The organism is Collinsella aerofaciens ATCC 25986, assembly GCF_010509075.1.
Taxonomy (GTDB): domain Bacteria; phylum Actinomycetota; class Coriobacteriia; order Coriobacteriales; family Coriobacteriaceae; genus Collinsella; species Collinsella aerofaciens.
Genome location: NZ_CP048433.1, coordinates 496075 through 516140, shown reverse-complemented (window position 1 = coordinate 516140; position 20066 = coordinate 496075). Strand labels below are relative to the sequence as shown.

The window sequence follows — 20066 nt, the reverse complement described above, 5'->3', positions numbered from 1 at the left end:
GTGTCCCTTCGATATGCGAGCATTCATCAACAGATGAGAGATAATCTACGTAAGAGGATTATCCCCCATACAGCACAAATATGCCTCGCATCATGAAGAACGCACGACTGCCCTACTGCGACTTAGGGTGCTTCTTCTTATTGAGTGCCGACGGAGATACGCGAATACCGTCTCCTGTCTGACGCACATAGGCCTTATGAGCCGGCTTTGCGGTCCCAGAAGCCTTCTGAGCGTGCTTCTTGGGATCAACGGTAACAGCATTCGTGGGGTGCGGCTTAGTGGGCGCAGAGGGCGTCTGAGGCGTGCGGCCGAGCTTGCGCATCACGCGATCCCAGCGCGCATGGATGCTCTCGTTGTGGGCGCTCTTAAGTCCCAGCAGGGGCGCAGCCAAAATGGTAGGCGCAATAAACGTAATGAGACGCCACAGCAGATAGCCGGCGGTCGAAGCCGAACCGAAGAAATGACCCAAGAACAATGCAAAGCCGCCCTCAGCGCCACCAGTTCCACCGGGCAAGGGAACCGCAGAGCTTAACAGCTGGACAAAGGCGCTCGCGGCCATGACCGAGAAAAAGTCGACCTCGTGGTGGCCAAAGGCAAGCATCAGGAAATACGGAACCAGATAGAAAAACGCGAGTTGCAGCATGGTGATAAACACGGTGAGCAGCATGGAAGAAAAATGTCCGGCCGAAAGCTTGAACTTCTCGGAGAAGGAGTAGATCTCGCCATCGACAAACGTGCGCCATCCCTCGATCTTAGTGGCCGAGACACCTATGCGCTCCAGCCAATTGATGATGCAATGGGCGACGCGCGTGACGGTCTTAGGCATGAGCGCGACGGCGAAGATGCCAAGCAAGATGCAGCAGTGCCCACCAAAGCTAAAGACGCACAGCAGCGTCATGTCGCCATAGCGCTCGGCAAAAAACGGCATGCGAGCAAGCAGTAGGATAGCGCCCCAGGCAACGAGGCCAAACTGGTACACGATAAAACGCGTGAATTGCGTGGCGCCGGCCTCGCCCACGTTTTGGCCGGCCTTGGTCAGGCGATAGATTTGAGCCGGGGTGGAGCCCATCATCATGGGCGTCAGGTTACCAAAGAAGATGCCACTCGCCTCGACCGAGATCAGGTCGCGGATGCCGACGGGCGAATTGGGATCGAGCCAGACGGCGATCGCATAGGCCACAATGCCAAAGAACAGGTACATGAACATGCAAAGACACGCGACAACGAGCCATGACGCCTGGACGCTCGACATAGCGGCCCAGAACTGCCCCATCTGCCCGGTTACCACCAGATAGACGATATAACCTACCAGCACGACGCCGATAAAGATGGCGCCGCGGCGTGCGCTCTTATTGTCATCTCCGCCCGAGGCCTCAACCTCGACCTGGGGCTTAGACGTATGCTGAGAGGACTCCGTCATGAGACTCCTTCTAACAGTCAAAATATCTAGGATATTGTACCCGTAAGGGCCATAGGCAGAACGCAAAGCTCTGGTTCAAACGGGAATTGCAGACGGTTGTTTGAAAATAAAAAAACCCGGCCTTCCATAGGAAGACCGGGTATCAGATGCGTGGTAGCCCGTACCAGATTCGAACTGGTGATCTCCGCCTTGAGAGGGCGGCGTCCTAAACCGCTAGACGAACGGGCCATAAGCCTCAGCAGAAAAGAAGTGGTAGCCCGTACCAGATTCGAACTGGTGATCTCCGCCTTGAGAGGGCGGCGTCCTAAACCGCTAGACGAACGGGCCACATGACATCTGCACTGCCGTGCTGCGAGGAAATATATTACGGGACAAAAAACGTCAGCGCAAGAAGAAATTCCAAATTGCCGAAAAATTGTCGGCAGGTTATGGAATACGCAGGTAAACTTGGTAGCTAATTCAAGTTGAGATGAACCAAAAGAGCTTCGCGCTCGTTGGGAATATCGTCTTCGATCACGGCGTCGAGGGCGGAGTTGAGAAGCTGACCCAGTTCCGGCCCGGGCTTGACTCCGGCACGGATCAGGTCGCCGCCGTTGATGGCGAGCATCTTGAGCGTATAGGGCTCCCCTGCCTTCAGCAGCTCGTGCGCCAGCGCGCGCATCTCCTCAATCGTCTCAACATAATAGAAGCACGACGGGGCCTTGCCAAGTGTGTCGGCACGCTTAAGGTCCATGAGCTCGTCAATCAGGCGGGCCGTGTCGACGCCCTCACCCGAAAGCGCGCGCATCATATTGAGCAGGCAGGAGCGCTCGGGGCGCAGCGGCTTGTCGTGATATTTGATGAGCAGGCACACGTCGCGCACCAGGTCGTGCGAGAGCGCCAGGCGATCCATAATGACGCGCGCTTTCTTGGCGCCGAGCTCGGGATGACCGTAGAAGTGTCCGCTGCCGGCGTGATCGACCGTGAAACACTCGGGCTTGGACACATCGTGCAAAAACGCCGCCCACATAAGGCTCGACGAGGGCGCGACGCCGTCGCACAGCGCAAGCTCCCCTGCCACCGTCAGCACACGGGCGATATGCTCGTAAACGTTAAACGCATGATAGACACTTCGCTGATCAAAGCCGCGACCCGCTGCCAGCTCAGGCACAGAGGCACAGATGAGCTCGGGGTAGCGCAGCATCGCGTCTCCCCCATGACCGGTCGAAAGAATGCCCTCAAGCTCAATACCCACACGCTCGCGCGCCACGGCGTCGAGCAGCGGCGCGCACTCGGCAAGCGCGCGCTTAGTCTCGGGCTCAATCATAAAGTCCAGGCGGCAGGCAAAGCGCACCGCACGCAACATGCGCAGGGCGTCCTCGTTAAAGCGACGCTTGGGATCGCCGACAGCGCGAATCAGCTTGCGCTCCAAGTCACCCTGGCCGTCGTAGCGGTCGACAAGCCCGCGCTCGGGATGCCAGGCCATAGCGTTGACGGTAAAGTCGCGGCGCGCCAGATCGTCCTCAAGCGAGGCGGCACGTTCCACACTCTGGGGATGGCGACCATCGGTGTAAAAGCCATCCAGACGGTACGTGGTGACCTCGATACGCTCGCCATCGGAAATAGCCGTGATTCCGCCAAATTTAATGCCCGACTCCACGACCGCGATACCAGCGGCCTCGAGCGCCGCTTTGGACTCCTGCCACAGGCCGCTACAGCACATATCAACATCGTGGCTGGGGTACCCCATCAGGGCGTCGCGCACCCAACCGCCCACGTACCAAGCCTCAAGACCAGCCGCCTCAAGCGCACGCAGGACGCGCAGGGACGCATCGGACGGTTGAGTACCGTTGAGCGAAACATTGCACATGCCTATGGCCTCCTGCGACTATCAAATTGGCTATCGATTGCGTCTGCAAGAAGTCTAGCAAGAAACAGCCTCCACTGCACACGCAAGTCCGATAAACAAAAACGCATCCGTCCTAGTCTAAGACGGATGCGAAATAATCAAACTATTCAGACAAGGTGCCGGAACTAGCAGACCTGGCGAACCTCGATGTGCTTCTTATATTCGTCCACCTTGGCAAAATCACCCAGACCGGGGCACTCGACCACGTTGGCGCCAGTGGCCATCGAAAGGCGCAGGGCGTCCTCGACGCGCTCGGGGGCGTCGTGCCACACGGACAGGAAGGCAGCGAGCGAGGAATCGCCGGCGCACACAGTCGACAGCAGCTTGACGTCGAAGGTGCGGTTGGCAAACCAGATATGCTCGCCGTTGGAGAAGTACGCACCGGCGCCACCAAGGGTCAGCAGCACGTTCTTGGCGCCCTTGGCGTGCAGCTCGGCCATAGCGCCCTTGACGGACTCGTCGTCGCCACCGCTCACCTTGATGCCAAAGATGTCAAGCAGCTCGTCGTCATTGGGCTTGATCAGCAGTGGCTCCAGAGCAATGAGGTCTGCCAGCTGATGGCTCGAGATGTCGAGGACGAACTCGGCCCCCTTGGCCTTGACACGGCGCAGGACCTCGGCCAAGAAGCCCTCGGAAGTGTTGGGAGGCAGCGAGCCGCTGATGACCAGGCAGGTCATGTCATCGAGCGAATCGATAAGTTCAAACATCTCCTGCTCGTTGGCCTCATTGATGGCGGCACCGGCATTGACCATGTTGTACTCGGTGTCGGGACCGGCGTTGAGGAACACATTGACGCGCGTAATACCGTCGGTCCACACGGGCTTGACGGGCACGCCCAGGGCCTCGGCGCCCTTAACGATAAACTCACCCGAGAAGCCGGCGAAGAAACCCAGGATCGTGGTGTCGACACCATAGTGGTCAAGCGTAAACGAGACGTTGAGGCCTTTGCCGTTGGGCGTGTAGACGGCATTGCGGGTACGCGTGACGGTATTGGCAGTAAGGCCGTCGCAGGCGATGTTGTAATCAATGGCGGGATTAGCAGTGAGCGTGTAAATCATGAATGTTCCTTTCACGAAGCAACGTGTTAATGAAAGTATATTCCACGCATCGGTAAAAGGCTAGGACAACTCGGTGAACGGTGTGGAAGCGATGAAGTACGGCAGGACACCTCTCCCCCATGGCGGAACAAAAAAGGCGCCCCGGCCGAAACCGGGGCGCCGCATGCGCACGAATATGTCGCGTTTCGATTACTGACGATCGAGCTTGCGGACAGCAACGCGCTTGCTGTACTCGTCGACGTGACCGAAGTCACCAATGCCGACGGACTCGGCAACGTTGGCGCCGGTGGCCATAGCGAGCTTCATGGCCTCCTCGACGTTGTCGCGATCCCTGTACCACTTGTGCAGGAACGCAGCGAGGGTGCAGTCGCCGGCGCAGACGGAAGAGACCAGCTTGATGTTGAACTCACGCTTGGCGTACCAGATGTCCTCGCCGTTGGAGAAGTAAGCGTCGCCGCGGCTACCACGGGTGAGCAGCACGTTCTGAACGCCAGCGTCGTGAGCCATCTTCATGGCGACACGAACCTCGTCGTCGGTGTCGACCGGCACGCCGAAGATGGCCTTCATCTCGTGATGGTTCGGCTTGATGAGCAGCGGCTTCTTGTGAGCGAGCTCCTTGAGCTTGTCGGAGGACAGGTCCAGGACGACGTCAGCGCCACGAGCCTGAGCGTGCTCCATGACCTGAGCCAGGAAGTCGGGCGTAGCTTTGGGAGGCACGGAGCCGGAGACGATCAGGCACTCGAGATCGCCCGCGGTGTCCAGGATGTTGTAGAGCTCCTCCTGGTGCTGCGGCGTGATCGGGGCGCCGGGGTTCAGGATGCCGTACTCGTGCTGGCCATCGTTGACGTAGGTGTTAATGCGCGTGATACCGTCGGTCCAGACCGGGCGGCAGAGGCAACCCAGGTTCATGACCTCCTCGACGATGAACTTGCCCGTGAAGCCAGCGAAGAAGCCGAGCGCGACGGTGTCGACGCCCATCTTCTTAAAGGCGAAGGACACGTCGAGGCCCTTGCCGTTAGCCGTGTAGCTGGCCGAACCGGTGCGGACGTTCTCGTCGGGCTCGAGCGGAGAGCTCGAAACCGTCATGTCGACAGCCGGGTTAGCGGTTAGCGTGTAGAACATTTACAGTACCCCCTGTATATGTGAGGGCCGCGTGGCCGGCCCATTCCAACCACGCGGTTACCTCTGATACCAAATTAGCGAGCTGCGGACTCGAGCAGTGCCTTGACCTCGGCGGCGGTGTTGCAGGCGAGCGCCTTCTCGGTGAGCTCGTCGCACTCGGCCTTGGTCCACTGGCTGATGGTCTTACGGGCGCGCAGGATCGACGGAGCACTCATCGAGAACTCCTCCAGGCCCCAGCTGATCAGCAGCGGCTCGAGCAGCGGATCGGCAGCGGCCTCGCCGCACATACCGACCATGATGCCGGCCTTCACGCCGCTCTCGATGATGTTCTTGAGCGAGCGGAGCACGGCGGGATAGTAAACCTGGTACAGGTTGGAGATGGTGTCGTTGCCACGGTCGGCGCACATGGTGTAGCCGATCAGGTCGTTGGTGCCGATGGAGAAGAAGTCGGCGACCTCGGCAAGACGGTCTGCGAGCAGCGAAGCGGCGGGCGTCTCGACCATGATGCCGACCTCGATGTTCTCGTTGAACTTGCGCCCCTCTTCGGTCAGCTCGGCCTTGCACTGCTCGACGAGCTCCTTGACAGCCAAGACCTCCTCGACGCAGGTGACGAGCGGGATCATGATCTTGACGTCACCGAAGGCGCTAGCGCGCAGCAGAGCGCGGAGCTGGACCTTGTACTGGTCGGGATTGGCCAAGCAGTAACGCACGGCGCGGAAGCCCATGAAGGGGTTGTCTTCCTTGACCATATGCAGATACGGAATCTCCTTGTCGCCACCCACATCGAGCGTGCGGATGATGACCGGAGCACCCTTGAGCGCGCTGGCGACCTTACGGTAGGCGTTGAACTGCTCCTCCTCGGAAGGAAGCTCAGCAGAGTCCATGAACAGGAACTCGGAGCGGAACAGACCGATAGCCTCGGCGTCGTGATCGAGCGCGTTGGGCACGTCATCGGGGTTACCGATGTTGCAGGCGATGATCTTCTTGATGCCATCAGCAGTCACGGACGGCTTGCCACGGAAGGCCTCGAGGGCTGCCTTCTCGGCAGCGAAGGCCTCGGCCTTGGCGGTGTAGGCAGCGAGCGTCTCCTCGTCGGGATCGGCCTCGACGATACCCTTGCCGCCGTCGACGACAACGGTCATGCCGTTGCGCAGTGCGGTGCAGCTGTTGGAGACCGAAAGGACAGCCGGGATCTCGAGGGCGCGCGCAATGATCGCGGAGTGCGACGTGCGGCCACCGGTCTCGGTGACGATACCGGCAACGTGGGCCTTATCGATCGTGGCGGTCATGGACGGCGTGAGGTCGTGCACGACAACGACAGTGTTCTCGGGCAGGACGGAGAGGTCGACGACCTCCTTGCCCAGCAGCTCGGCCAGAATACCGGTGCGGATGTCGGCGATGTCAGCCGCGCGAAGACGGAACATCTCGTCGTCCATGGACAGGAACATGTTCTCGAACATGGTCGAGGTGTCCATGAGCGCCTGCTCGGCGCAGGTACCGCCGTCAATGGCGGCGTTGATGGCGTCGGTCATACCCGGATCCTGAGCCAGAACAATGTGTCCGCTCATGATCTCGGCCTCGGCCTCGCCCACCGTCTCCTTCATGTGGTCGGCCTGAGCCTGGGTCTTCTCGCAGAAGACCGAAAGAGCGGACTGATAGCGCTCCTTCTCTGCTGCCGAATCAGCAACCTCGTGCGGCTCAAACGTCAAGTCGGGATCGACGGCGACCATGACGGTGCCGATACCGATGCCCTCGGAAGCGTTGACTCCCTGATACATTCCCATTCCTCTCTCCGTGTCATGTGATAAAGCGTTTTGCCATATCCATGACAAAAGAGCGCAGTTACCTTACAACAGGTCACTGCGCCCCCAAATATGAACTTAGTTGTTCAACATGCGACCCGTTTGAGTTCTACTCGCCAAGACCGCTCTTGATGAGCTCGATGGCAGCAGCCAGAGCCTCGGCCTCGTCGGCGCCGTCGCACTTGACCTCGACCTCGGTACCGCAGGGGATACCAGCAGCCATGAGGGCCATCGGGGACTTGCCGTTGACCTCCTTCTCGGGGGTGACGACCGTCACGTCACAGGCGTACTTGCCCATGGTGGAGGCGAACAGACCAGCCGGACGCATGTGCAGACCCTGAGGATTAACGAGGGTAGCCTTCTCAGAAACCATAATTGACTCCTTTTTGTGTTTAACCCCTGTCATGCATGTGGCAGGAGTCAGATTCACGACGTTCTTTATATTAACTCACATCAAACGGTTTTTCATTATGTTTCAGACGAATTATTGGACAGATGTGTTTGTCGTCCGCTTGCTCGCCCACAGGGGCCCGTGCGCGGCCTGTGAGATTTCCTGCTCTACAGTCCTGCTCGCACGAAGAGCACATTAAGTGCTCTTCGGCTCGTGCGGAACTCGCGATAAATCTCACAGGCCGCGCACGGGCCCCTGTGGGCGAGCAAGCTGCGGAAACTCGGTCGGTCCAAAGTAATATCGTGCGAACGGAATTCTGGCTGATGAACTGTTCGCGATAAAGACTCGATAGGTAGCCCCCTCTATACCCTTTTATAAGTTGCGGTGAAATAGGGACTGAATTTGGGGTTGAATCGTTTAAACAGTCCCTATTTCACCGCAACTTATGGGAGGGATAGAAAAAGGGCGGAGGCCCTGGAGAGGGACTCCGCCTTTGTTACAGGGGCGATATTATTCGCTAACTGCTGGATTAGACCAGGCGGGCGTTGATCGTCTTGGCGATCTCGGCGGCGTCGGTGGAACCCTTGACGGTGGCACGGAAGTCCTCGTCCATGAGCGCCTCGGCGACCTTGGACAGGATCTTGAGGTGCGTGGTGCCAGCCTGGGCACCCGGGATGAGCAGGGCGATAGCCACGTTAACGGGAGCGCCGTCCATGGTGTCCCAACCGGTCACGCCGGACTCGTCCTTAACGACGATGACGGCAGCCTCGGTAATGGCGTCGGACTTGGCATGCGGGATGGCGAAGCCCTCCATCATGCCCGTGGTGCCCTCGGCCTCGCGAGCCAGGAAGGCGTTCATCACGGCGTCGGCGTCGCTGGCGATACCTGCCTTGACGGCCTGGTTGGAAACGAAGCTCAGAGCCTCGTCACGAGAAGCGAAGTCCTCGGCGACAAAGACATTCTCGACCTTCACGAAGTCGGCAGCCTCGGCCTTGGGGGCCTCGACGGCAGCGGCCTTGGGGGCCTCAACGGGCTTGGCTACAGGAGCGGCCTTCTGATTCTTCTCGAAGTCGTACTTCTTGAAGGCCACGAACAGGATGCCACCGACCACAGCGCCGATGAGGATCGCGAGGACCCACAGCGGACCGTTCTCGACAACAGGCAGGACCAGGAAGCCGCCGTGAGGCGCCGGATCGTGAACGTTGAAGAAGATGGTCAAGATGGAAGCGATGGAAGAACCGAGCATCATGATGGGCATGACGGGCCAGATGTTCTTGGTCATGAACGGAATGGCGCCCTCGGTGATGTGGGTGCAACCAAGGATGAGGTTGACGATACCGGCGTCATGATCCTCCTGGCTGAAGTACTTCTTACCGACAACGACGGCGAAGGTGGTGATCAGCGGCGGAACGATGCAAGCGGCGGAGACGGCAGCCATGAAGTTGGTGCCGAAGTTGTAGGTCTCGGTGCCGACGCCAGCTTCGAGAGCGGTACCGAGCAGGAAGGTGCCAGTAGCGTAAGCAGCCTTGTTGACCGGGCCGCCCATATCAAAGGCGCACATGCAGCCGATGGCCAGGCCAAGGATCACCGGACCGGAGTTACCGAGGCTCTGCAGGAAATCCATCATACCCTGGTTAATGGCAGCCATGGGGCCGGAAATACCGAGCATGACCAGGCCGACGATGGCGGTAGAGCACAGCGGATACAGGAAGATTGCCTTCAGGCCATTAAGGCTCGCGGGAATTTTAGAGAAAACCTTCTCGAGCAGCAGGATGACATAGCCAGCGAGGAAGCCGCCGACGATGCCGCCTAGGAAGCCAAAGCCCACACCTGCGCCACCGGCGTCGATCATGCCGGTATCGGCGTTAACAGGCAAGCCCTGGATGGCAATCATACCGGCAACAAAACCGGGGACGAGCGCTGGGCGCTTGCCGATGGACTCGGCGATGTAAGCGGAGAGCACCGGAACCATGAGGTTCATGGCGATACCGCCGATAATCTTGAGCATCGCGGCAAAGCTGTTGTAGTCGGCAGCCGTCGAATCAAAGGACGTGATGCCCCACAGGAACGAAATGGCGGTCAGAACACCACCGGCAACGACGAAGACCAGCATGTGGCTGACGCCGTTCATGAGGTGCTTGTAGATGACGTGACCGATGGACTCCTTCTCCTCGACCTCGTCCTCGACATCGGCGGCAGCGGCAACCGTGTCGTCGCCCTTGGCGGCGAGCGCGCGGTCGATCAGCTTACCAGCAGCCTCGACAGACAGGGCCTTGGAAACACCAACGGAAACCATGGGCTTACCGGCGAAACGCTCAGCCTGGACATCCTTATCGGCTGCGACGACGACGGCCTTGGCACCGGCGATCTCGCTCTTGGTGAGCTCGTTCTCGACGCCGACCTGGCCATGAGTCTCGACCTTAATGGTCAGACCTCGCTCGGCAGCAGCCTTCTCCAGCGCCTCCTTCGCCATGAAGGTGTGCGCAATGCCGGTCGGGCAACCGGTCGCGGCGATGATGTCAAACTTAGCCATGTGTCCCTCCTTCTTGAGTACAGCGCCCGCGGGCGCTCCCCTACACGCGCTTCGATGCGCGTTTTTCCACAACTGAAAGATACCAACCTACCGTCCGCGTGAGAAGAGCTAAGGTGCAAATCTCCGGTGAAAGGTTCTTTCATAACCGTAAACGGTAAGTGAAAGTTTACCATCAACACTTGAAACGGCAAGGTGTATCTTGTAATTGAAAATGCCCGTATACTATGGCATTGCAAATCAAGCTAGATTTTCATGCCAACCAGGAGCCATCCATGACCGATAGTAGCAAGAGCGCACTTTCCCTCATTAGCACCCATCAGGGATACAGCGAGTCCGAGCAGCGCATTGTCGACTATATATTGGAGCACCAGTCCGAGGCGCCGCGCCTCACGGCCGCTCAGCTCTCGCGCGCCGCTGCCACGTCCGAGGCGACCGTTTCGCGCTTCTGCCGCAAGCTTGGGTTTGGCAGCTTCCGCAGCTTTCAGTTTTCGTTGGCGAGGGATTTGGAAAGCCAGCGCAACGAGGGCCTGACCGACGAGGTCTCGCTCGACAATATGGAGCAGAGCCTCAAGAACATCCTGGCTGCCAAGGTGAGCGAGCTTAATGCGACCATCGACGGGATCGACCACGATACGCTGGCGGCTGTTGTGCATGCCCTTAAGCATGCAGGGGTTATTGAGTTTGCAGCTGTGGGCAATACGAACGCGGTCGCGCTCGATGCGACGTTTAAGTTTTCGCAGCTGGGCCTGCGCTGCATGGCGAGCACCATTAGCGAGACATCAATCGGCTTTGCGCTCACGTTACGCCCGGGTGACGTCATCGTGCTAATCTCAAACTCTGGCAAATCGCGCCGACTGAATCGCATGGCAAAAGCGGCTCGCAACTGCGGCGCAACCGTAGTCGTCATCAGCAGTGACAGCAAATCCCCACTTGCGCGCCTCGCCGACTACACCTTTAATACCGTCAATCACGAAGCGTTGCTGACAACGGGTGACTTCGCGTTCTCCAAGATCAGCGCCACGATGATCATCGAAGTCATCTACAACTTCCTGCTGCCCGAGATTAAAGACGCGCGTGAGCATATCAGCTACTACGAGGAGCTCATCCAGCCGGATAAGGTTGTGGAGTAAAACGCGTAGTGGGACAAAAATTTCAGTCTATTTTGTCCCACCAACACCGCTGATACGACCTAACCTCGAGCTTCTTCGAGCATCTGCTTTGCGTGGGCCAAGCTTGCCTCGGACTGATCGCCGCTCAACATGCGGGCGATCTCGGCGGTACGCGTTTCGCCGGTTACCTCGTCCAAATGCGTCTGGGGAACATCGCCCGGTTCCTTGCTGACGACATAATGCTTGTCAGCCATGACGGCGACCTGCGCCAAGTGGGTTACGACAATCACCTGATGCGTAGCGGCGAGATCTGCCAGCACGCCCGCGAGCGCACGCGCCGTGGAGCCACCGACACCAGCATCGACCTCGTCAAACACCAGCGTATCAACACCGTCCGCGTTACCGAGGACGACCTTGCTTGCCAGCATGACGCGGCTGAGCTCGCCGCCCGACGCAATGCGGCGCAGGGGACGTGGCGTCAAGCCGGCACCGCTGCGGTATAGCAGCTCGTAGCTCGAAGGACCAACGGGCGTCCACTCAGCACGGGGAAGATCGCGCGACTCCCAGACGAGCTCGGCACCGCCCATCTCCAAGCGAGCCATCTGGCGGCCGACCTCGTGGCAGAAGCGCGGGGCCGCCGTATTGCGAGCGCGCTTAAGTGCCCTGGCAGCAGCGAACAGCTCGCGCTCGGCGCTCCCGAGTGCCTCACGCGCCTTTTTGATCTGTTCATCGCCATCATCGACCAGGGACAGCAGTTCTTGCGAGCGATCGCGCGTGGCAAAAACATCGTCCATAGTGGGACCCCACTGACGCAATAGACCCTTGAGGTCGGAATACCGCTCACGCATGCGAGCGAGCTCGCGCGGGTCGAAGGCGACGCCATCGCGATAGGAACGAAGTTCGTTCGCGCAATCCTCAAGGGAGATACAGGCATCCGAAAGCGCATCGGCAATGTCGCCCAGCTTGCGATCGACGGCAGCCATACGGGAAAGCTCTGCCACGGCACTGTTCACGGCATCGAGCGCTCCCCCTTCGGCAGCAAGCGATGCATGGGCATCATTGGCCGTGGCAACCAGTACCTCGGCATGTTCGGAGCGCGGCAGCAGTTCCTCGAGTTCCTCATACTCGCCCGGTTTAGGGTCGACCTCGCCGATGCGCTCGAGCGCAAAGCGCGCCTCCTCGACGCGGCTCCCCTGCGCACGCGAGGCCTCTTCAACACGTCGAACCTCCTTGGCGGCAGCACGCGATGCCTTAAAGCAGGCGCGGTACGCATCCAGCGCCTCGAGCGCAGAGCGTCCCGCCCACGCATCGACCATCGCAACGTGATGTGCCGAATCGAGCAAGCGCTGGTGCTCGTGTTGGCCGCACAGATCCATCATCACACCAACGCGCTCCGAAAGCTCGCGCACACTGGCGATGCGCCCGTCAATCTTCACACGGCTGCGGCCCTCGGCGGAAAGGCTGCGCTGTACGGTGAACCCTTCCGTGTCGTGCGGCCCGTCGAAGAGTCGTGCCTCGACGCTCGCGAGCGCCTCGCCCTCGCGCACCGTCGACGAATCCGCGCGCTCGCCCAAAATAAGCTTAAGAGCCGAGAGCAGCGCGGTCTTGCCAGCGCCGGTCTCGCCGGTCAGGACAGTCAGGCCGGCACTCGGCACCAACGTCGCCTCGCGAATGAGTGCAATGTTAGAAACCTGCAGCTCATCGATCATGACGGACTCCGTAGAAAACGCGACTCACCGAGTTATAGAAGCTCTCGGGGCCGTAATCGAGGAGCAGCACATCTCCGGGCCCGCGGCGCACGGCCACGCTGTCAACAGTGCCATCGCAGGTAATAAACTGTCCGTCGATAGCGATCGCCGGAACACTCGGACGGTCATCAGACATAAAGATCTCGACGACATCACTCGGCGAAGTCAAGAAGGCACGGGCCTGAATGGTGTGCGGCGCAATGGGTACGCAGACCATGCCCGTATAGTCGGGGCTCACGATGGGGCCACCGGCACTGAGCGCGTAACCCGTAGAACCAGTCGCCGTGGACACGACCACGCCGTCGCCACGCAGTCGATCGATATGATGGCCGGACACCGTGATGTCGAACTCGACCATATCGGACAGCGGACCGCGGGTAAGCGCCATGTCGTTGAGTGCGAAGGTGCGCACGACATCCTTCGTACCGTCTTCGCGCACGGACACGATATCCGCGGCGATGGTGGCGCGACGGCTCACGTGCAGCTCGCCGGACAGGGCGTCGCTCACGACCTGCAGGATGTCGCGCTCCTCGGGGCTCGCAGCAGTTAAAAAGCCCAGGTGTCCATAGGAAAGACCGAGGATAGGAATCTCGCGATGGTTGAGGATGCGGGCAGCGCGCAGCAACGTACCGTCACCGCCGAGCGTAATGACCAGATCGGAGCCGTCAATATCAGGCGTGCTTTGAATCTTCGATCGCTGGTCGGCAGCCCATGCGACCTCATAGCCCTGGCGCGTCAGCCAAAGCTCGAGCATCAGACCGCTCTCGACCGCCTCTTGCTTGTAGTAATTGGGAACCAGAAAGACCTTCATAGCGCTGCAGCTTTCTCGCTCAAAACCGATACCTGGGATTGAAGCTCGTCGTCGGTGCGGTCGCCGGGGGCAAACCTCGTGCCGTACAGGAAAAACTCGACGTTGCCCTTGGCACCATGGATGGGTGAAACGCACACATCGACCGGGAACAGGCCCTTGGCTGCAAAGAGTTCAATCGCCGCCACAAGCGTATCACGGCGGACGGCGGGGTCGGTCACGATGCCGCCCTCGCCCACCAGCGCAGCAGGCGCCTCAAACTGGGGCTTTACGAGCGTGCAAAAAGAACCTGTAGGCGCCAGGCACGCCAGCACCGCATCGATAATGTTCGCGATGCTGGTAAACGAGACATCACACACAGCCAGGTCGATGGCACCGGCATAGCCAAGCTCGGGCAGCTGCGTCACGTTGGTGCGCTCATGCAGCGTCACGCGATCGTCCTGACGCAACGACCAATCGAATTGGGCGCGACCCACGTCCACCGAGACAACGGCCGCAGCTCCGCGCTTGAGCAGACAATCGGTAAAGCCGCCGGTAGAGCAGCCCACATCCAGACAGGCAAGGCCCGTCGGATTGATGCCAAAAGCATCAAGCGCACCTTCGAGCTTAAGACCGCCGCGGCCAACATAGGGAATGCGCCCCTTCACGTGCAGCGGCAGGCCTGGGATCACCTTAAGGCCCGGCGAAGTCAAGCGCTCGCCGCCACTCGAGACCAAGCCGGCCATAAGAGTGCGAAGGGCATCCGCGCGATCGGCGCAGATGCCCTGTGAAATCAGTTCGTCATCAAGACGCACGCGTTTCATGAATGCCATCAACCATTCGTATCCGGAAATGCGGCCTAGCTATCCTGGGATTCGTTTGCCGCATCCTCATCGTATTCCTGCTCGAGCTTGTCGGCCTCACGCGGCGTCAACTCAAACTTGTCGACCATATCGACCGCGCGGGAGCCCAGCTCAATCGCCTCGTCAAACAAATCGAGCGAACGCTCCAAGGAGGTATCCTTGGAGCGAACGGTAGCGATAATCTGGTCCAAGCGGTCCGAGATCTCGTCGAAGTTACGGACAGAACCCTCTGGCATGACTACTCCTCGACGGAGTCGATGTCAGCCCCGGCGGCATCCGCATCCTTGGCCAGCACGCCAGCCTCAGCCTGAGCAACCGCAACCTTTGCGGCAGCCTCGGCAGCCTGGGCCTCCTCGCGGGCGCGATCTTCGGCCAGCAGCTCCTGGTACAGGTCCTCACCCGGCAGCTCCTCGCTGCGAGCGATCTTGCCCAGCACGCCGTTGACGAACGACGCGGACTGGTCGGTGCCATAGGCCTTGGCAAGCTCGACAGCCTCGTTGATCACGATGGCGTCCGAGACCTCCTCGTCGGTGAGGAAACGCATCTCGTAAACGGCGATACGCAGCAGATTGCGGTCGGCGCCGGGCATGCGCATAAGATCCCAGTTCTTGGCAACGGAGCGCAGAGCGCAGTCGATGCGGTCGATATGCTCGTAGGCACCGCGGCAAAGCTCCAGCGCATAGGGGTCGAGGGGACCCTTCGAGATCAGGAAATCGCCCTCGAGGACGCGCTCGAGCGGACTGTCCGTGGCCTCGGCCTGGAACAGCAGCTGCAGCGCCTGACTGCGGGCAAGCGTGCGCCCGCGATAAACCTTAAGGCTCAAAGGTTACTCCTTGGGGAAAACGAGACCGTCGATGCAAACGTCAACGCGCTCGACCTCGACGCCCACCTGAGCATCGATGGCGGCGACCACGGCGGCGCGAACGGCCTCGGCGAGTTTCTTGAACGGATAGCCAAAGAACACCACGACACGCACGGTGAGTGCGAGCTTGTCGCCGACGACCTCGGCCTCGACCGCCGGCTCAGAAGCCGGGGCCTTGGACGAGAGCATCATGGAGACAAGGTTGGTGGCAAGGTCCTTGACGCCAACGGAGGCGATGCCCTCGACATCGGACACGGCGCGCGAGACGATGGCGGTCAGAACATCGGGCGAAATGCCGATGCCGTCAATCTTGATTTCCTGGGGCATGAGTCCTCCTAGAAGAGTTGGTTGCTAGACGCGGGAGACGAACTTGCCGTCGCGGGTGTCAACCTTGATGACCTCGCCCTCGTTGAGGTACATGGGGACCTGGATGACAGCGCCGGTGTCGATCGTGGCCGGCTTGGTGGAACCCTGGACGGTATCGCCCTTAAAGCCCGGGTCGGTCTGGACGATGGTGGTCTCGATGAACATCGGCGGAGTCACGCCCATGAGCTCATCGTCGGCGAAGAGCAGCTGGCAGATGTCGTTCTCGCGCAGCCACTTGGAGTTCTCGCCCACCATGTCCTCGGGAACGGGAACCTGCTCATAGGACTCGTTGTCCATGAAGATGTAGTCGGTGCCATCGTTGTAGAGGTACTGGAACTCACGGGTGGTGAGCATGACGCTCTCGAACTTGGTGCCGGCGTTGCAGGTGTTCTCGACGACGCGGCCGCTCTTGATGTCGCGGGTCTTGTAGCGCACAAACGCGCCGCCCTTGCCCGGCTTGACATGCTGGAACTCGACGATGGTGTAGACCTTGTCCTTAATGCGGAGACCGAGGCCGTTCTTGAAGTCGGCGGTAGAAATGGTAGGCATAGCGACCTTTCTTGTTATGGGCAGAACGCACAAGCGTCCAAATTACATACGACCGAAATTATACACTTGCAGACGGCTGCTGCAGCGAGCGCATAAAAAGAGAACGCGGGGCGTCCGAATCGATCCGGACGCCCCGCCCCAAAAATCTATCGAAATGGGCTAGCAATCGATGACGTGCAGGTCGTGCGGGGTCTTGGTGAAGGGCTCATATCCGTTCTCGGCGACGACGCCGTAGTCCTCAAGGCGCACGCCGCCCACACCGGGCAGGTAGACGCCGGGCTCCATGGTAATAACCGAGCCGACCTCAATGATGTTCTTGCTACGGTTGAAGTTGGGCAGCTCGTGGATGTCGATACCAACGCCGTGGCCCAGGCCATGGTTGTAGTAATCGCCATAACCGGCATCGCCGATGATCTTCTTGGAGAGCTTGAAGATGTCGTTGCCCTCGACGCCCGGATGGATGGCGGCGACGCATTCCTCGTGCGTGCGGCGCACGAGTGCGTACAGGTCGAGCTGCTCCTGCGTGGGCTCGCCCATCACGACAGTGCGCGTCATGTCGGAGCGGTAATCGCAATAGCCCGCGCCATAATCCATGAGAACGAAATCGCCCTTCTCGATCACGCGGTCGCTCGGCACGGCATGCGGGTTGGCGGTGTTGGGGCCGCTCGCCACAATGGAGCCGAAGGCAAGGCTATCGGCGCCGTTGGCGAACATAAAGTTCTCGAGCTCGTTGCGAACCTGCTTCTCGGTCATACCGGGCTTAATAAAGCCGAGCATATGCTGGAAGGCGGCGTCGGTGATCGACTGTGCGTGGCGCATAAGCTCGATCTCCTCGGCATCCTTGATGGCGCGCATCTTGCGGATGTCGTCGTGCATCAGCGGCAGCACGCAGGCGACGGAACGATCCTCCAGACCACGCTGAATACCCTGGTAGAAGTTGATCTGCATGTCGTCCTCGACAGCGCAGACGCGGCACTTGTTGGCCGAAATCTTACCGGCGACCCAACCGGGGATGGTGCCCTCGTCCATGTCGTAGACCCAGGGGCTGCCGGCGGGCGTGTTCTCCTCAAAGCTGTTGAGGTAGCGCGAGTCGGTATGGAACAGGCACTGGTCGGCCGTAATAAACGCCGCGTGCGGGAATTCAAAGGTGTAATCGAAAACGCCCTTCACGCCCGTAAGCCAACGAAGGTTGGCCTCGTCGCGCACCACGATGGCGTCGTAGCCACGCCCGGCCATCAGGGCACGGACACGCTCGATACGACCGGCAGGACCGGCAGCAAACTCAGACATGCAGATTCCTTTCTTGTTGTCTCTATAAAGACGGGACGGGTCTCAACCGAACGACGGAATCGCATGCGATCCGCAACCGATTGGAAACCCGTCCCTCAACATGATACGAAAGACGATGGATGTCAATAAAACTTAGAGAAGTTCTTTGCGAGAAGCCAAGTAGGCGTGAGCATGGCGCTCAAGAACCTCGTCCTCAACGCACGTTAGACGAATAGCGCCGAGTGCCGCGGGCAGCGGCAACATACTGCGGTTCGAGCGGACAAACTGCTGCCTGCGGAACTCCTCGATATATGCGGCAGGCTCCAGATCGAAGGCAAGCTCCTCGATACCAAAGTCCTCCAAGCAGTCATCGACCTCAAAGACGTAATCGATATCGAAGTCACAGGCATCATGTGCTAGGCGCGCCTCAAAGCGCATGCCCTCGGACAACAGCTGGTAGGCAGGGACCTGTGAAGCGGCATCGCCCAAGCAGGCGCGCAGGGTACGCCCCCCCGTCTTGCCAAAATCGAGCGCATGGCGAGCGCTCGGGTTCGTGGCCATCAGTACGTCCTTACGGGCAGTCTGAGACCATTGAACGGCATTGACGAGCGCAACCTCCTCGCCCGCGAGAATCTCGGGGACGGTCTCAGTAAACTGATTCCAGCGGGACTTACTGCTCGAAAGCATGGTGCCAACAAGTACCACAAAGCCGAGCTTGAGGTCCTCGGGGTCCGCCTCGCGAACAAGGTCGAGGTCACACACGACCAAGCCCGGTTCGGGACGGAACGCGATAGCGGGAAGTGCATTGGCCGACGAGGCGACGAGCGGCTTCATGGTCGTCGCGACCGTGAGCATGGCGTCGAAGGTCGTCGGCAACAGCGCGCACTCGGTTCGGCCGCACCACTGGTTTGCGCACCAGCTAACAACCGAGCAGGTTGCGGCATCGCCAACGGCGACAACCAGATCGTCGCAGGTAACGCCGTTGGCAGACAGGGCGCCAAAGATAGCATCAGCATCGGCCAGCGTGGCACCAGCAGGCGAAACCTCGAGGACAAACAGCGACACGGCAAAACCGGCGTCGACCAGCGCATGCCCGACGACCTCATCAAAACGCTCTGACGTGGCAGTGCTCCAAACGACCATCGCGCGCTTAGGCTTGCCCACAGCCGAGGCAAACATGCGCGACAGCTCATCGAACGCGCCCAATCCGACACGGACATCGACACTGCGGTTTTGGAAATTGATCAGTTGACGGCGAATCATAGCAGTCCACGCTCCAAAAGCATCTCGGCACAAAGGTAGGAAACGTCCTCGAAGGACTTGTTGCGAATATCAAGGGTAAGGTCGGCGGCCTGTCGATACAGCGGACGGCGATGCTCAAACAGGCGCGCGGCATGCTCGGGCGAGCGGAAATCGGGGCGCGTGTCGGACCGACGAATCTGGCGAATCGAATCCTCGAAGTCGCCCTCGAGGTACACGCACGTACCCATTTCGTGCATCAGCTCAATATTCACCGGCGTCTCGACGATACCGCCCCCGCACGAAACCAACAGGCTGCGCTCACTTTGGAGCGAACGGAGCGCCGAGGTCTCGAGCTCGCGAAAACGATCCTCGCCCTCGGTCTCAAAAATCTCGGTTACCGACTTGCCGCAACGGCGCACGACCAGGCGGTCGGTATCGATAAAACGCCGCTTGAACATGGTGCCGACGTTGCGCGCGAGCGTCGACTTGCCCGCGCCCAAAAAGCCGATAAAGAAGATATGGTCGCAGCCGTGTTTGGTGTGCTGGGACATAGCGAGACCTATTCCTCGCAGGGAAGGTCGCGCAGGGCCCGGCGCTCAAAGATACGGAAGATCTGCGTATACCACAGGTCCTGCGTCGCCTGCGGCTTTACCAGGATGGTATCGACGCCGGCGAAATTACCGCTCCACACGTCAGTGTAGAGCTGATCACCGATCAGCACCGCCTCTTCGGCCGTGGCGCCGAGGCGCTTAAGACCCGCCTTGAGGGCAAACGGCGCCGGCTTCATGGCGTGGCTGATGGCCTCGAGTCCCAGCTCACGTGCAGAGCTCATGACCTGGTCGCGATGCCAGTTGTTGGACACCATGCACAGCTTAAAGCCTTTGGCGCGGGCGGCGTCGAGCCAAGCGGAAACCCCGGCGGGAACCTGCTCGGTGTCGCGCGGCACCAAGGTGTTATCGCGATCGAGCAGAATGGCGCGCTTGCCGTCGGCCCACAGGGTATTAAGGTCGATGCGATCGACCGAGGCAACGTAACGTTTGGGGCTAAAAATCCTCAT

19 protein-coding genes and 2 tRNA genes are annotated in these 20066 nt (G+C 59.9%); 1 reads left to right on the top strand and 20 read right to left on the bottom strand.

Annotated features, from left to right (window positions below; genetic code table 11):
- Window positions 1-112: 112 nt before the first annotated feature.
- The 9 genes from GXM19_RS02385 to GXM19_RS02345 form a co-directional block, all read right to left on the bottom strand.
- Window positions 113-1420 carry a lysylphosphatidylglycerol synthase transmembrane domain-containing protein gene (locus tag GXM19_RS02385; protein ID WP_006233965.1) on the bottom strand — a complete coding sequence of 436 codons (1308 nt, stop codon included), beginning with the start codon at window positions 1418-1420 and terminating at the stop codon, window positions 113-115.
- 151 nt (window positions 1421-1571) lie between these two features.
- Window positions 1572-1648 (bottom strand) — tRNA-Glu (locus GXM19_RS02380).
- A 22-nt stretch (window positions 1649-1670) separates the two neighbouring features.
- Window positions 1671-1747 (bottom strand) — tRNA-Glu (locus GXM19_RS02375).
- Window positions 1748-1874: 127 nt separating this feature from the next.
- Window positions 1875-3269 (bottom strand): CCA tRNA nucleotidyltransferase, encoded by a 1395-nt coding sequence (locus GXM19_RS02370; RefSeq protein ID WP_006233967.1) that lies wholly within the window; start codon window positions 3267-3269, stop codon window positions 1875-1877.
- Between the two features lie 164 nt (window positions 3270-3433).
- Complete coding sequence (locus tag GXM19_RS02365) at window positions 3434-4366, bottom strand: 1-phosphofructokinase family hexose kinase (RefSeq protein ID WP_006233968.1); 933 nt, start codon at window positions 4364-4366, stop codon at window positions 3434-3436.
- A 189-nt stretch (window positions 4367-4555) separates the two neighbouring features.
- Complete coding sequence (locus GXM19_RS02360; protein ID WP_006233969.1) at window positions 4556-5488, bottom strand: 1-phosphofructokinase family hexose kinase; 933 nt, start codon at window positions 5486-5488, stop codon at window positions 4556-4558.
- A 74-nt stretch (window positions 5489-5562) separates the two neighbouring features.
- Window positions 5563-7266 carry a phosphoenolpyruvate--protein phosphotransferase gene (gene ptsP, locus GXM19_RS02355; protein ID WP_040358133.1) on the bottom strand — a complete coding sequence of 568 codons (1704 nt, stop codon included), beginning with the start codon at window positions 7264-7266 and terminating at the stop codon, window positions 5563-5565.
- A 133-nt stretch (window positions 7267-7399) separates the two neighbouring features.
- Window positions 7400-7663, bottom strand: coding sequence for an HPr family phosphocarrier protein (locus tag GXM19_RS02350; protein WP_022094575.1), 264 nt, complete (start codon window positions 7661-7663; stop codon window positions 7400-7402).
- A 547-nt stretch (window positions 7664-8210) separates the two neighbouring features.
- Window positions 8211-10214 (bottom strand): fructose-specific PTS transporter subunit EIIC, encoded by a 2004-nt coding sequence (locus GXM19_RS02345; RefSeq protein ID WP_006233972.1) that lies wholly within the window; start codon window positions 10212-10214, stop codon window positions 8211-8213.
- A 272-nt stretch (window positions 10215-10486) separates the two neighbouring features.
- Between GXM19_RS02345 and GXM19_RS02340 the strand changes: the two genes are divergently transcribed.
- Complete coding sequence (locus GXM19_RS02340; RefSeq protein ID WP_040358138.1) at window positions 10487-11344, top strand: MurR/RpiR family transcriptional regulator; 858 nt, start codon at window positions 10487-10489, stop codon at window positions 11342-11344.
- A 59-nt stretch (window positions 11345-11403) separates the two neighbouring features.
- Here the strand turns inward: GXM19_RS02340 and GXM19_RS02335 are convergent, their stop codons facing one another.
- The 11 genes from GXM19_RS02335 to GXM19_RS02285 form a co-directional block, all read right to left on the bottom strand.
- Window positions 11404-13032, bottom strand: coding sequence for a DNA repair protein RecN (locus GXM19_RS02335; protein WP_006233975.1), 1629 nt, complete (start codon window positions 13030-13032; stop codon window positions 11404-11406).
- Window positions 13022-13882: an NAD(+)/NADH kinase gene (locus GXM19_RS02330; RefSeq protein ID WP_006233976.1), complete on the bottom strand. Its 861-nt coding sequence runs from the start codon at window positions 13880-13882 to the stop codon at window positions 13022-13024. The genes GXM19_RS02335 and GXM19_RS02330 overlap by 11 nt, the downstream gene beginning before the upstream one ends.
- The gene (locus tag GXM19_RS02325; protein WP_040358460.1) at window positions 13879-14682 is read right to left on the bottom strand and encodes a TlyA family RNA methyltransferase; all 804 of its coding nucleotides are present in this window, start codon (window positions 14680-14682) and stop codon (window positions 13879-13881) included. Before GXM19_RS02325 ends, GXM19_RS02330 begins: the two co-directional genes overlap by 4 nt.
- A 35-nt stretch (window positions 14683-14717) precedes the next feature.
- The gene (locus tag GXM19_RS02320; RefSeq protein ID WP_006233978.1) at window positions 14718-14957 is read right to left on the bottom strand and encodes an exodeoxyribonuclease VII small subunit; all 240 of its coding nucleotides are present in this window, start codon (window positions 14955-14957) and stop codon (window positions 14718-14720) included.
- A 2-nt stretch (window positions 14958-14959) separates the two neighbouring features.
- Window positions 14960-15544 carry a transcription antitermination factor NusB gene (nusB, locus tag GXM19_RS02315; protein ID WP_040358141.1) on the bottom strand — a complete coding sequence of 195 codons (585 nt, stop codon included), beginning with the start codon at window positions 15542-15544 and terminating at the stop codon, window positions 14960-14962.
- Between the two features lie 3 nt (window positions 15545-15547).
- Complete coding sequence (locus GXM19_RS02310) at window positions 15548-15910, bottom strand: Asp23/Gls24 family envelope stress response protein (protein WP_006233982.1); 363 nt, start codon at window positions 15908-15910, stop codon at window positions 15548-15550.
- 24 nt (window positions 15911-15934) lie between these two features.
- Window positions 15935-16498 carry an elongation factor P gene (gene efp / locus GXM19_RS02305; protein ID WP_006233983.1) on the bottom strand — a complete coding sequence of 188 codons (564 nt, stop codon included), beginning with the start codon at window positions 16496-16498 and terminating at the stop codon, window positions 15935-15937.
- A gap of 159 nt (window positions 16499-16657) precedes the next feature.
- Window positions 16658-17788, bottom strand: coding sequence for a M24 family metallopeptidase (locus tag GXM19_RS02300; protein ID WP_006233984.1), 1131 nt, complete (start codon window positions 17786-17788; stop codon window positions 16658-16660).
- 132 nt (window positions 17789-17920) lie between these two features.
- Window positions 17921-19030: a hypothetical protein gene (locus tag GXM19_RS02295; protein WP_006233985.1), complete on the bottom strand. Its 1110-nt coding sequence runs from the start codon at window positions 19028-19030 to the stop codon at window positions 17921-17923.
- Window positions 19027-19560, bottom strand: a complete 534-nt coding sequence (locus GXM19_RS02290; RefSeq protein ID WP_006233986.1) for a shikimate kinase — start codon at window positions 19558-19560, stop codon at window positions 19027-19029. The genes GXM19_RS02295 and GXM19_RS02290 overlap by 4 nt, the downstream gene beginning before the upstream one ends.
- Before the next feature lie 8 nt (window positions 19561-19568).
- A complete protein-coding gene (locus GXM19_RS02285; protein WP_006233987.1) occupies window positions 19569-20066 on the bottom strand; it encodes a YqeG family HAD IIIA-type phosphatase in 498 nt (165 codons plus the stop codon).